This is a genomic window from Stutzerimonas stutzeri (genome assembly GCF_000952685.1).
GTDB lineage: Bacteria > Pseudomonadota > Gammaproteobacteria > Pseudomonadales > Pseudomonadaceae > Stutzerimonas > Stutzerimonas stutzeri_E.
Genome location: NZ_JYHV01000020.1, coordinates 52309 through 65255, shown reverse-complemented (window position 1 = coordinate 65255; position 12947 = coordinate 52309). Strand labels below are relative to the sequence as shown.

At 63.1% G+C, this 12947-nt stretch carries 8 protein-coding genes; 2 read left to right on the top strand and 6 right to left on the bottom strand.

From position 1 onward, the window contains the following. Window positions 1-2 precede the first annotated feature (2 nt). Window positions 3-2357, top strand: a complete 2355-nt coding sequence (locus tag UF78_RS12130; RefSeq protein WP_045162472.1) for an efflux RND transporter permease subunit — start codon at window positions 3-5, stop codon at window positions 2355-2357. Between the two features lie 160 nt (window positions 2358-2517). On the opposite strand, the gene cobA is transcribed toward UF78_RS12130, so the two are convergent. The 4 genes from cobA to nirB all read right to left on the bottom strand — a co-directional run bounded on the left by cobA (window position 2518) and on the right by nirB (window position 8899). Further along, window positions 2518-3255: a uroporphyrinogen-III C-methyltransferase gene (cobA, locus tag UF78_RS12125; protein WP_045162471.1), complete on the bottom strand. Its 738-nt coding sequence runs from the start codon at window positions 3253-3255 to the stop codon at window positions 2518-2520. Between the two features lie 72 nt (window positions 3256-3327). Then, on the bottom strand, window positions 3328-6027 hold the full coding sequence (locus UF78_RS12120; protein WP_045162470.1) for a nitrate reductase: 2700 nt from the start codon (window positions 6025-6027) through the stop codon (window positions 3328-3330). 50 nt (window positions 6028-6077) lie between these two features. After that, window positions 6078-6404: a nitrite reductase small subunit NirD gene (gene nirD / locus UF78_RS12115; protein ID WP_045162570.1), complete on the bottom strand. Its 327-nt coding sequence runs from the start codon at window positions 6402-6404 to the stop codon at window positions 6078-6080. A gap of 44 nt (window positions 6405-6448) precedes the next feature. After that, window positions 6449-8899 carry a nitrite reductase large subunit NirB gene (nirB, locus tag UF78_RS12110; protein ID WP_045162469.1) on the bottom strand — a complete coding sequence of 817 codons (2451 nt, stop codon included), beginning with the start codon at window positions 8897-8899 and terminating at the stop codon, window positions 6449-6451. A gap of 483 nt (window positions 8900-9382) precedes the next feature. Here nirB and UF78_RS12105 point away from each other — a divergent pair, with 483 nt between their 5' ends. Beyond that, window positions 9383-9694, top strand: a complete 312-nt coding sequence (locus UF78_RS12105) for a hypothetical protein (protein WP_045162468.1) — start codon at window positions 9383-9385, stop codon at window positions 9692-9694. A 25-nt stretch (window positions 9695-9719) separates the two neighbouring features. On the opposite strand, the gene UF78_RS12100 is transcribed toward UF78_RS12105, so the two are convergent. Both UF78_RS12100 and UF78_RS12095 read right to left on the bottom strand, forming a co-directional pair. Beyond that, window positions 9720-11393, bottom strand: coding sequence for a bifunctional protein-serine/threonine kinase/phosphatase (locus UF78_RS12100; RefSeq protein WP_045162467.1), 1674 nt, complete (start codon window positions 11391-11393; stop codon window positions 9720-9722). Between the two features lie 89 nt (window positions 11394-11482). Further along, complete coding sequence (locus UF78_RS12095; RefSeq protein ID WP_045162466.1) at window positions 11483-12694, bottom strand: MFS transporter; 1212 nt, start codon at window positions 12692-12694, stop codon at window positions 11483-11485. Window positions 12695-12947 lie beyond the last annotated feature (253 nt).

The following is a 12947-nucleotide window of genomic DNA, read 5'->3' as shown; positions in this document are numbered from 1 at the left end:
CCATGACCAAGCATCAACAGAAACCGGCCTCTTTCCTCGAGCGCCTGATCTTCAACAATCGACCGGCAGTGATCCTTATCTGCCTGTTGGTCAGCGTGTTCCTGTTCTACCAGGCTGCCCAGGTTCGTCCTTCGACCAGTTTCGAAAAGATGATCCCGCTGGGGCATCCCTACATTCAGAACATGCTCCAGCATCGCGATGACCTGGCCAACCTGGGCAACACGGTGCGGATTTCCGTCGCGGCGAAGGATGGCGACATCTTCTCCAAGGAATACATGGAAACGCTGCGTCAGATCCATGACGAGGTGTTCTACATTCAAGGTGTCGACCGCTCCAACATGAAGTCGCTGTGGAGTCCGAGCGTCCGCTGGACCGAGGTGACAGAGCAGGGCTTCGCCGGCGGTGAGGTGATCCCACAGACCTATGACGGGTCGCCACAGAGTCTTGGCGATCTGCGCAGCAACATCCTCAAATCCGGCCAGATCGGCCGCCTGGTGGCGAACGACTTCAAATCCAGCATCATTGATGTGCCGCTGATGGAGTCCTATTCGGACCCGGATGACCGCAGCAAGCTGATCAAGCTCGACTACCAGAAGTTCTCCCATGAGCTGGAAGAGAAAATTCGCGACAAGTACGAGGCGCAAAACCCGAACGTCGAGATCCACATCATCGGTTTCGCCAAAAAGGTCGGCGATCTGATCGATGGTCTGGTCGGTGTTGCCCTGTTCTTCTTCGTCGCCATCGGCATCACCCTGGCTCTGCTGCTGTGGTTTACCCGCTGCTTCAAAAGCACCATTGCGGTGGTGGTCACCACCCTGATCGCGGTGATCTGGCAGCTCGGCCTGCTTCACACGCTCGGTTTCGGCCTCGATCCGTACTCGATGCTGGTGCCGTTCCTGGTCTTTGCGATCGGTATTTCCCACGGGGTGCAGAAGATCAACGGTATCGCCATGGCGTCCGGCGAAACCGATGATCCGCTGTCCGCCGCGCGCATGGCGTTCCGCCAACTGTTCATCCCCGGCATGGTGGCGCTGGCATCCGACGCGGTCGGCTTCGTTACGCTGCTGCTGATCGATATCGGGGTGATCCGAGAGCTGGCCATCGGCGCGTCGCTGGGCGTGGCGGTGATCATCCTGACCAACCTGATCCTGCTGCCGGTAGCGATCTCCTACATGGGCATCAGCCGGCGCGCGGTCAAGCAGGCCCGCGAAGAAGCGGCTCGAAACCATCCGTTCTGGCGCTTGCTGTCGAACTTCGCCAATCCGGTGGTTGCGCCGATTTCCATCGTCATCGCCTTGCTGGCGGTCGGTGGCGGCCTTTGGTACGGCCAGAACCTGAAGATCGGCGATCTCGATCAGGGCGCCCCGGAGCTGCATCCGGACTCTCGCTACAATCTCGATAACGATTTCGTGATCCGCAACTACTCCACCAGCTCCGACGTGCTGGTGGTGATGGTCAAGACCGCCCCTGAAGGCTGTGCCCATTACGACACGCTCGCCGCCATGGACGAGCTCATGTGGAAAATGGAAAACACCGAAGGCGTGCAATCGGCGGTTTCGATGGTCACCGTGGCGCGGCAGAGCATCAAGGGCATGAACGAGGGCAGCCTGAAGTGGGAAACGCTGTCGCGTAACCAGTTCGTCCTCAACAGCTCCATCGCCCGCGCCGAAGGCATGTACAACAGCGACTGCTCGTTGGCTCCGGTCCTGGTGTTCCTCAACGATCACAAGGCCGAAACGCTGGAACACGTGGTCTCCGCAGCACGGGAATTCGCCGAGGAAAACAACCGCGAAGGGCTGGAGTTCGTTCTTGCCGCCGGTAACGCTGGTATCGAGGCGGCCACCAACGAGGTCATTGCCGCATCTGAAACCACCATGCTGATTGCGGTGTATGCCGCGGTAAGTTTCATGTGCCTGCTGACCTTCCGCTCCGTGGCGGCGACACTCTGCGTGATCCTGCCGTTGGTGCTGACCTCCATCCTCGGCAACGCCTTGATGGCGTTCATGGGAATCGGCGTGAAGGTAGCGACGCTGCCGGTGATCGCCTTGGGCGTGGGTATCGGTGTCGACTATGGCATCTACATCTACAGCCGTCTGGAGTCCTACCTGCGTCAGGGCATGACGCTGCAGGAAGCCTACTACCAAACCCTGAAATCCACCGGCAAGGCGGTGATTTTCACCGGCATCTGCCTGGCGATCGGCGTGTTCACCTGGGTCTTCTCGGCAATCAAGTTCCAGGCCGACATGGGCCTGATGCTGACCTTCATGTTCCTCTGGAACATGGTCGGCGCGATCTGGCTGCTGCCGGCACTGGCACGCTTCCTGATCAAGCCGGAGAAGCTGCGGCACAAGGCGTGATACTCAAGCGGCAAATAAGAACCGCGGCCCTAGGGTCGCGGTTTTTTTTGGCTGGGAGAAAGGGGCACTGATGGATGCTCGCCCGCAAAAGCGGGGGGAGCGATCATTGATGCGGGCGCGTGGCGAGCGGCCCTCTCGCTTTTCGTGAAGGTGGCAGGGCTTAGGCTGTCTGGCTCAGTATCTGGGTTACGGCCTGCGCCGCCACGTCGCCGATGACCAGGATTGCCGGGCTCTTGAGCATGAAGCGGGTCGCGTCGGTGCACATCGCACCCAGGTCCGAGCGGCATTCGCGCTGCTGTGGCAGGGAGGCGTTTTCAATCATGGCCACCGGTGTACTCGCCGGCAGCCCGCCCTCGATCAGACCGGTCTGTACCTGCTGCAAGCTGCTCACGCCCATGTAGACGACCAGCGTCGTGCCGGTCTTCGCCAGTGCATGCCATTCGGGGCTGCTGCCGTCGAGCGTGTGCGCGGTGATCAGCGTCACGCCGCGGGCAATACCGCGCTGCGTCAGGGATATCCCGCACTGGGTGGCGCCCGCCAGCCCGGCGGTGATGCCATTGACCATTTCGACTTCTATGCCGCGCTGGGCCAGCCATTCGGCCTCTTCGCCGCCGCGGCCGAAGATGCACGGATCGCCGCCTTTCAGGCGTACCACGCATTTCCCCTGACGGGCGTAGCGCAGCATCAGCCGGTGAATGAAGGCCTGAGGCGTCGAGCGGCAGCCGCCGCGCTTGCCCACTGGAATCACCCGTGCGCTCGGGCAATGTTCGAGCACGGCAGGATTGACCAGATCGTCGATCAGCACCACCTGCGCCTCGCCCATGGCGCGCACGGCCTTGAGTGTCAGGAGTTCCGGGTCACCAGGACCTGCGCCCACCAGCCAGACTTTTGCGCTCATGCTTCCACCTCTCGTGCTGCTGTGGTCGTGTCGGTAATGCGTTGTGCATCACCGGTTCTGCTCTCTTACCGTTCAAGCCACCGCTGGCTGTTTCACCAGCAGTCGCTTGATTTCCGGTACGCAGGAGCCGCAGCTGGTGCCGCAGCCCAGTTCCTTCTTCAAACCATTGAGATCGAGCCCCCGGTCGATGCCGGCACAGATCGCCTCCTGACTGACGTTCATGCAGTTGCACAGCGTTTTGCCAGCCTTGAACTCGCTCCCACCTGGGGGAGTGCTCAACGGCGCTAGCATCCAGCGGCGCAGGGCGGCATCGGCCTTGCCGTCCTGCCAGAGGTTTTTCAGCCAGTGGCGCGCGGCCGTCTCACCGGAAAGACTCAGGGCTACGATGCGGCCCTCCTCGATCCTGACCCGCTTGCCGACCGCGCGCCGCGGATCGTCGTAGGCCACCACAGGCCCGTTGTCGAGCCCCAGCAGCTGATCGAATCGCGCCAGCAGCTCGGCGCTGGGCGCCTCGATGCAGGCTGCTCGGACCACCAACGCCGGACGCTCACGGCCGGCCAGGCTGAAGCTGGCGTACGCAAAACCGTCGAACAACGGACGCAGGGCTTCGAAGCGCCGCTGCACCGTGCCTTCCACCAGGGCGAAGAATTGCCAGGGCAGCTCGACCGTCTCCACTTCGACTCCGGCGTGCTTGAGTTCGGGTTGTTTCGACAGCGGGTCGAAGGCGGGCAGGGTAAGGACATTCACGCCCAATCCCTTGAGAAAGCGATCGCCCCAGTGCATGGGCAGGAACGCCTGCCCGACCCGCAGGTTGTCGTCTTTCCGCACTGGCAGCACCAGTTGACCGCGACGGCCACGGACACGGACCAGCTGACCGTCGAGCAGACGACGGCGGCGCATGTCGTCGGCGTTCATGCCAAGGACCGCTTCTTCCACATGACCGAATAACCGCGCGGCGGTGCCGGTGCGGCTCATGCCGTGCCAGTGGTCGCGCAGACGGCCCGTGTTGAGGATCAGCGGAAAGCGCGCTTCGCGCTTTTCCTGCGGGGCCTGGTAATGCTCGGCGAGAAAGCGTGCCCGGCCATTTGCGGTCGGAAACACACCGTCGCCGTAGAGCCGCGGCGTACCTTGCGTGCTGCCGGCAGGGAAGGGCCACTGTTGCGGGCCGAGCTGGTCGATCAGCGCATGGCTGAGCCCGGACAGATCCAGATCTCGACCCTGGGTGAGCAGCTTGTATTCCTCGAACAGCGCAGCGGCTGTATCGAACGCGAACAGGCTGTCCTGACCGGGACGCAGGAGGCCTTCCAGCCGACGGGCGAAATCGCAGGTGATCGACCAGTCGGCGCGCGCCTCGCCAGGTGCCGGGATGGCGGCGCGCACGTGGCTGACGCGGCGCTCGGAGTTGGTCACCGTGCCTTCCTTCTCGCCCCAGCTGGCGGCGGGCAGAAGCAAGTCCGCGTAGCGACAGGTCTCGGTGGTGAAGAAGGCTTCCTGAACCACGACGAAGGGGCAAGCGGCCAGTGCTTCGTGGATCTTCTGCTGGTCCGGCATGGACTGAGCTGGGTTGGTGCAGGCGATCCACAGCGCCTTGATCCGCCCGGTGTGGACGGCGTCGAACAATTCGATGGCGGACAGTCCGGTGGTTTCGGGCAGCCTGTCGACACCCCAGTAAGCCGCCACTTCGGCACGATGCGCCGGGTTGCCGGCTTCGCGGTGGCCGGGCAGCAGATTGGACAAGCTGCCGGTTTCGCGGCCGCCCATGGCGTTGGGCTGGCCGGTGAGCGAGAAGGGCCCGGCGCCGGTGCGGCCGATCTGTCCGGTGGCCAGATGCAGATTGATCAGGGCGCTGTTCTTGGTACTGCCTGAACTCGACTGGTTCACGCCCATGCACCAGAGCGACAGGAAGCTCGGCGCATTGCCGATCAACCGCGCGCAGCTTTGCAGTTCGTTCACGCTGATGCCGCACAGATCGGCGACCATCGACGGGTTGTAGTCGCGTGCCAGGTTCTTCAAATCATCGAAGCCGTCGGTGTGCGCATCAATGAAGTCCCGGTCGATCCAACCTTCCCACAGCAGCAGATGCAGAATGCCGTGGAACAAGGCGACATCCGTCCCCGGCAGAATGCCGAGGTGCAAATCGGCCAGCTCGCAGGTGTCGGTGCGGCGAGGGTCGACGACGATGACCTTCATGTCCGGCCGCTTCGCCTTGGCCTCTTCCAGGCGGCGGAACAATACCGGGTGGGCGTAGGCCATGTTGCTACCAACGATCAGCACGCAGTCGCTCTGCTCGATGTCCTCGTAGCTGCAGGGCGGGGCGTCGGCGCCGAGGCTGCGTTTGTAGCCGACCACCGCCGAAGACATGCACAGGCGGGAGTTGGAGTCGATGTTATGGGTGCCGACCAGCGCGCGGGCGAGCTTGTTGAACGCGTAGTAGTCCTCGGTCAGCAGCTGGCCGGAGATGTAGAAGGCGACGCTGTCGGGGCCGTGTTCGGCGATGGTCTCGGCGAATACGGTGGCGGCGTGGTCCAGGGCGGTGTCCCAGCCGGTGCGGGCACGTGCCAGCCCCTTGCCCAGGCGCAGCTCGGGATACAACGCGCGGGCGTCAAGATCGCCGGTCAGGTGCAGGGTCGAGCCTTTGCTGCACAGCTTGCCGAAGTTGGCCGGGTGGCTCGGGTCGCCGGCGACATCGAGGATGCGCTCGCCGTCGTGCTCGATCAGTACCCCGCAGCCCACGCCGCAGTAGCAGCAGGTCGAGGCGGTTGTCTGGCGCATGGCGTCGACTCCTGGCAATTCGTTCATGGATGGGCTCGCTAGCGCTGCAGTCAGGCGCACTCAGTTGCGCTATTCAGCGAAAGCAGCACGCGGCCGTTCTCGACGCGGACTTCATGGCGGTGTGCGCAACCCACGTCGGGCGCCACGGCTTCGCCGCTGTCCAGGTTGATCTGCCAGTTGTGTAGCGGGCAGGCGACCTGCTTGCCGAAGACGATGCCCTGCGACAGCGGACCTCCCTTGTGCGGGCAGCGGTCGTCCAGAGCGAATACCTGGTCATCGGCGGTGCGGAACACCGCGATGTCACCTTTGGGGCCGGCGACGATGCGTGCGCCGAGCGGGTTGATCTCGTCCAGGGAACAGATGTCGAACCAGGTCATGGTGATTTCCTCGAATGGCAGGCGGTTTCGGTCGAGCATGGGTTTCAGGCAGGCGCGATCGATTTGAGCTGGATCGTTTCGTATTCCTTTTTCAGCGACTGCTCGGCGATGGCCTTCTTCCAGCCGTCACCCTCGAAGCTCAGCGAGTACATCAGGCGCTGACTCAGGGCCTTGCGCCGGGCTTCGTCTTCCAGAACGATCTTCTTGATGTAGTCCAGCCCTACGCGCTGCATGTAGTGCACGGTGCGCTCGAGGTAGAAGGCTTCTTCACGGTACAGCTGGAGGAAAGCGAAGCTGTATTCGGCGACTTCCTCGGTCGTCTTGACCTTGACGAAGAACTCCCCGGCCTCGGTCTTGATGCCACCGTTGCCACCGATGTACAGCTCCCAGCCGGAATCCACGCCGATGATGCCGACGTCCTTGATGCCGGATTCGGCGCAGTTGCGCGGGCAGGCGGAGACGGCGAGCTTGACCTTGTGCGGCGAGTACATGCCGAACAAGGCTTTTTCCAGTTCAATGCCCAGTTGCGTCGAGTTCTGTGTGCCGAAGCGGCAGAACTCCTGCCCGACGCAGGTCTTCACGGTACGGATGGATTTCCCATAGGCATGGCCGTCGGGCATGTCCAGGTCCTTCCAGACGTTCGGCAGATCATCCTTCTTGATCCCCAGCAGGTCGATGCGCTGGCCGCCGGTGACCTTTACCATCGGCACCTGATATTTGTCGGCGACGTCGGCGATGCGGCGCAGCTCGGCGGCATTGGTCACGCCGCCGAACATCCTCGGAACCACGGAGTAGGTGCCGTCCTTCTGGATGTTGGCGTGGGCGCGCTCGTTGATGAAACGCGACTGCGGGTCGTCCTTGGCCTCGCCGGGCCAGGTGGAGATCAGGTAGTAGTTCAGCGCAGGGCGGCAGGTCGCGCAGCCATTGGGTGTGTGCCAGTCCATGAACGCCATGGCGTCCGGAACGGTCAGCAGGTGATGGTCGCGGATGGCCTTGCGCACCTGGCCATGGTTGAGGTCGCTACAGCCACAGATGGCCTTCTCGCTTTTCGGTTTGACGTCCGCCGCACCACCGACGGTGTTCATCAGGATCTGCTCGACCAGCCCGGCACAGGAGCCGCAGGAGCTAGCGGCCTTGGTGTGCTTCTTCACGTCATCGACGGAAAACAAACCATGTTCCTGGATCGCCTTGACGATGGTGCCTTTGCACACGCCGTTGCAGCCGCAGACCTCCATGCTGTCGGGCATCGCCATGGCCTTGTTCTGACCCTGGTGGCCGGTGTCACCGATGGCGCCCTCGCCAAACATCAAGTGGTCGCGGATCTGCGCCACGTTGTGGTTTTCACGGACCTGTCGGAAGTACCAGCCGCCATCGGCGGTGTCGCCGTAGAGGCAGGCGCCGACGAGGATGTCGTCCTTGATCACCAGTTTTTTGTACACGCCGCCGATGGGGTCGGAGAGGGTGATGGTTTCGGTACCTTCGCCGCCGTTGAAGTCGCCAGCGGAAAACAGGTCGATTCCGGTGACCTTGAGCTTGGTCGAGGTCACCGAGCCGAGATAGCGCGAAAAGCCGAGCATCGCCAGATGGTTGGCGCAGACCTTGGCCTGTTCGAACAAGGGCGCCACCAGGCCGTAGGCGGTGCCGCGGTGATTGGCGCATTCGCCGACCGCATACACCCGCGGATCGTAAGTTTGCAGGGTGTCATTGACCAGAATCCCGCGGTTGCACGGGATGCCGGCCTTCTCAGCCAGCTCGCTGTTGGGACGGATACCGGCGGCCATCACCACCAGACCGGCATCGATTACCTCGCCATCGGCGAAGCGCACGGCGCGGACTCGGCCCTGCCCGTCGCCGATCAGCTCGGCGGTCTGTTTCGGCATCTTGAAGCTCAGGCCTCGGCTTTCGAGCGCCTGCTGCAGCAGCGTTCCGGCGGTCTTGTCGAGCTGACGCTCCATCGGCCATTCGCCGATGTGCACAACGGTCACGTCCATGCCACGCAGCTTCAGACCGTTGGCCGCTTCCAGGCCCAACAGCCCGCCGCCGATGACCACGGCATGCTTGTGGGTCTTGGCGGCGTCCATCATCGCCTGGGTGTCGGCGATGTCGCGGTAGCCGATCACGCCTTCCAGGTCATTGCCAGGGATCGGCAGGATGAAGGGGTTGGAGCCAGTCGCGATGAGCAGACGGTCGTAGTCGGCCCCGCTGCCGTCCTCGGCGATGACGCGGCGCTTGGCGCGATCGATCTGTACCACCTTGCGGTTGAGCATCAGGCGGATGTTGTGTTCGGCGTACCAATCGAGGTCGTTGAGCACGATCTCCTCGAAGGTCTGCTCACCGGCCAACACCGGTGAGAGCAGGATGCGGTTGTAGTTGGGGTGGGGCTCGGCACCGAACACGGTGATGTCGTAAAGGTCGGGGGCGAGCTTGAGCAGTTCTTCCAGGGTGCGAACCCCGGCCATGCCGTTGCCGATCATCACCAGTTTGAGTTTTTTCATGCCGTTCTCCGCGCCGGGCCGGCGGCTGATTGCTGCCAGGCCATGCCGTTGAAAATCCAACAACGAAAAAGGCGTCCCACTGGTTACCCAGTGAGGACGCCTTTGTCCTTGTCTTCCGTATTCGGAGCCCGGCCCTCTACGTTGAAGGCCCGGCTTGGTGTTGAACCTGACAATGCAGGGCCTGTGCCAAGCCCGTACGTCCTTGGTTTTCAGGCGTTTGGACGGGGTGTCAGGGCCCGATCCGGATGATTCCTGCACCCATATGATGCGCACCGCGCAGCCCTGGTGCAGCTGAACCCATCGGGGAAGAGCAATTGGCCGTTGACAGCAGCCGTGTCGCTTTTTATTGTTTCGCCCATGCGCCGATTTAGTCAGCTACTTGCGGGGCGCCTGGAGCCGAAGGCTTCGAAATACCGCTAAAGCGCTGGTTCGGTGTCGCCTCCCACCGCTGCCCAGCGGAATCCTCGAGGCGGGAAATCCCCGATGAATGCACTGCAACGCGCTCCTCTACGCCTGGCCCCGATCACCAGTGGGCTGGTTCGCAGCAATCCGAAAATCCTCCTTGGCGGTAGCCACCAACCCTCGCTGCTGCGTTACCTGGACGGCTGGCCCAAGCGCTGGGGCAAGCCGCGTGCGTTTCTCGTGCAGTTCACCGGTGCCGATGAGTCGCTGGCGCATTTCGCCGCGGACAGTTTCGATCTGGCCGTGATTCAGGCACCCAGCCGCGAGCGCCTCGATGAATGCGTGCACGAGCTGACACGTGTTGCGCGCCAAGGCTTGATCGTTCGACGCTGATCGGGCTTGCCAATCAGTCTGCCTGCTAACCGCCTTTGCCCAGCCAGACCAGCAAGATCAGGTTGACCAGCAGCGAGAGCAGGGCGAGGCCGCGCCAGACCTTCAAGGGCTCTCGTTCGAGCAACGGCAGTGCAGGCGCGCTACCGGTCAGGCGTTCGCCCTGTTCCAAGGTCAGCAGCCATTCTTCGGCCGTTTCGAATCGCTGCGCGGGCTCCATTGCAACGGCGCGCTTGAGCATGTCATCCAGCCACTGGGGCAGGTCGGGGCGATAGCGACTGGCCGGGACCGGGATGCCAAAGCGCGGGCGTTGGAAGGCTTCCACCTCGCCGTAGGGATAGTGGCCGGTGAGCAGGTGGTAGAGGGTTACCCCGGCGGCGTAAAGATCTTGTTCTCGGCTCGGCGCGACGCCGGCGAAGGCCTCCGGAGCGATATAGCTCGGCGTACCCGGCAGGCTATGCGGCAGGTCCTGCGACAGACCCGGACAATAGGCCAGGCCGAAATCCAGCAGACGCAGCTCGCCGTCTTCACTCAAATGAAGGTTTTCCGGCTTGATGTCGCGATGCAGGATATTGCGCCGATGCAGCATCCCCAGCGCACGGATCAGGCGTGGCGCCAGTTGCAACCAGTCGGGTAGCGCCATTGGGCCCTGTTGGCCGAACTGCTGAGCGAGGGTCTGGCCGCTGTATTCGCGCTGCACGTAGTACAGGTGCTGGCGTTGCGGCAGGCCGTGTGTTTCGGGAAAGTGTCGTCCGGCGACGCGGCGCAGAAACCACTCTTCCTGCAGCAGCGCAGGGCCGGCGTCCGGTTCGTCATCGCGGCTGGGTGGCAGCGTCTTGAGAATCCAGGGGTGACCCTGTTGATCGCTGACCCGATAGACCAGCGATTGCCGCGACTCGGCCAACAGCGCCTCGACGGTCCAGCCTTCGAACAGCTGCCCCGGTCTCAGCTTTGGCGGCAGGGGCCAGTCCGCCAGTTGCGCGAGTGAGTCGGCCAGCGCTGCTTCAGGCAGCTCGTCGACCCGTAGCAGCAATGCGCTGGCATTGTCCTGGCTGCCGCTCTGGTGAGAGAGGTTGACCAGTGCCTTGGCTGCGTTGGATAGATCAGGCTCGGCACCGAGGATGTTCCGTAGATCGCTCTCGGCGATGCTGGCCCAGATGCCGTCGGTGAGCAGCATGAAGGTTTCGCCGAGACGCAGTTCGCCGTCGAGGTAGTCCACTACCAGATGCTGATCCAGCCCCATGGCACGCTTGAGCACGTGCTGCATGTTCGGCTGTTCCCAGACATGGTCTTCGCTCAACCGTTGCAGCTTACCGTCGAGCCAGCGGTAGGCGCGGCAGTCGCCCACATGAGCGAGGGTGAAACGACGGCCGCGCAGCACCAGTGCGGTCAATGTCGTTAGCAGCGGCTGCCCGCCACCGTTGGCCTGCAGCCAGCGATTGTGGGCGACCAACAACCGATCGAGCGATTGAGCGACGGTCCAGGTTTCCGGCGTGGCGTAGTAGTCCGTCGCCAGCGCCTGCAAGGTGGCCCGTGCCGCCAGGCCGCCATCGGCACACTGGCTGACGCCATCGGCAATGGCGAACAGTGCGCCTTTGCTTGCGGCCAGACCCGGTGTGGGTGTGACGATGCGCAGTGCGTCCTGGTTCTCTTGGCGTGGTCCGGTGGCAGTGGCTTCGCCGAACGAAAACTGCAAGGGCATGAAGGCATCACTCCGGATGGCGCGCGGGTAGGTGGATGAACGACATCGGCAGGCCCTGTGAGGCCCGCCTACTGATCGCCAGTCTGAAATCAGACCCGTGCGACCGTCATCGCGGCAGAGCCCCAGGTGGTTCTCCAGCGACGCTTGACGCCATAGAGGCCAAACCAGGCCAGCGCACCCAGGCTGGCGAACAACCAGAGGCCCATCTGATAGTCACCCGTGGCCTGCTTGACGGCGCCCAGTCCTGCCGTGAGCAGGAAGCCTCCGATGCCGCCCGCCATGCCGACCAGCCCGGTCATCACGCCGATTTCCTTGTTGAAGCGCTGCGGCACCAGCTGAAACACCGCACCATTACCCGCGCCGAGGCTGAGCATCGCGACCACGAATAGCGCCAGTGCAGCTGTCGAGCTCGGCAAGTTGAAGCCCACGACGAACAGGCAGACAGCCGCAACCGTATACATCAGCAGCAGCGAGCGGATGCCGCCGATGCGATCGGCCAGTGCACCACCCAGCGGGCGCAGCATGCTGCCGGCGAACACGCAGGCGGCGGTGTAATAGCCGGCCTTGACCGGATCGAAGGCGTATTGGTCGTGGAAGTAGCCGGGCAGGGTGCTGGCCAGGCCAAGGAAGCCGCCGAATGTCACGCTGTAGAAAAACATGAACCACCAGCTGTCGCGGTCCCCGAGCGCTTTCATATAGTCGGCGAAGGATTTCGGCGCAGGACGGTTCGGTGCGTTCTTGGCCTGAGTGGCGAAGATGATCAGCACCAGCACCAGCGGAATCAGCGCCAGGCCGAATACGTTGCTCCAGCCAACCATCGTCGCCAGCACCGGTGCGAACAGTGCCGCGAAAACGGTACCTGAGTTGCCTGCACCGGCGATGCCCATGGCCTTGCCCTGGTGCTGCGGCGGATACCACTGCGAGGCCAGCGGCAGCGCGACGGCGAAGGAGGCGCCGGCCATGCCGAGGAAGAGCCCCAGCAGCAAAGCCTGCTCATAGCTGTGGATGCCATTGAGCCAGGCAACGAACAACGCGACGATCACCACGATCTGCCCGAACAGCCCGGCCGCCTTCGGCGAGGTGCGGTCGGCCAGCATGCCTAGCACGAGACGTAGAACGGCACCGGAGAGGATCGGCGTAGCTACCATGAAGGCACGCTGTTGGGTGGTCAGGCCGAGATCTGCCGCGATCTGCACGCCCAGCGGACCGAGTACGTACCAGACCATGAAACTCAAATCGAAGTAGAGAAAGGCGCAGAGCAGCGTCGGCGTATGGCCGGATTTCCAGAAACTCGTATTCATCGAACACCTCACTAGACAAGGGCAACCGACGCGCTGAAACGGGCGACGGAGAATGCGATGGGCCCCACCCGGATTCGGTGTGGGACCGCGTGAAACTGTTGCGAGCCGCTGAGTCGTTGCCGCTCGCGCCCCGGTCCTTGGGGCAAAAAAAAGCGCCGCGAAACCGCCGTCAGTCTCGACGGGGCAACGCGACGCCTTTGTCATGTCTGTGAGTAACCGCCTTTGGCTACCTGTCTCGAAGTAAGCAGAAGCT

Excerpts from the sequence above, each read along its gene's own strand:
- UF78_RS12120 (WP_045162470.1), bottom strand. The coding sequence starts at position 6,027 with ATGCGCCAGACAACCGCCTCGACCTGCTGCTACTGCGGCGTGGGCTGC.
- cobA (WP_045162471.1), bottom strand. The coding sequence starts at position 3,255 with ATGAGCGCAAAAGTCTGGCTGGTGGGCGCAGGTCCTGGTGACCCGGAA.
- nirD (WP_045162570.1), bottom strand. The coding sequence starts at position 6,404 with ATGACCTGGTTCGACATCTGTTCCCTGGACGAGATCAACCCGCTCGGC.
- UF78_RS12095 (WP_045162466.1), bottom strand. The coding sequence starts at position 12,694 with ATGAATACGAGTTTCTGGAAATCCGGCCATACGCCGACGCTGCTCTGC.
- UF78_RS12130 (WP_045162472.1), top strand. The coding sequence starts at position 3 with ATGACCAAGCATCAACAGAAACCGGCCTCTTTCCTCGAGCGCCTGATC.
- nirB (WP_045162469.1), bottom strand. The coding sequence starts at position 8,899 with ATGAAAAAACTCAAACTGGTGATGATCGGCAACGGCATGGCCGGGGTT.
- UF78_RS12105 (WP_045162468.1), top strand. The coding sequence starts at position 9,383 with ATGAATGCACTGCAACGCGCTCCTCTACGCCTGGCCCCGATCACCAGT.
- UF78_RS12100 (WP_045162467.1), bottom strand. The coding sequence starts at position 11,393 with ATGCCCTTGCAGTTTTCGTTCGGCGAAGCCACTGCCACCGGACCACGC.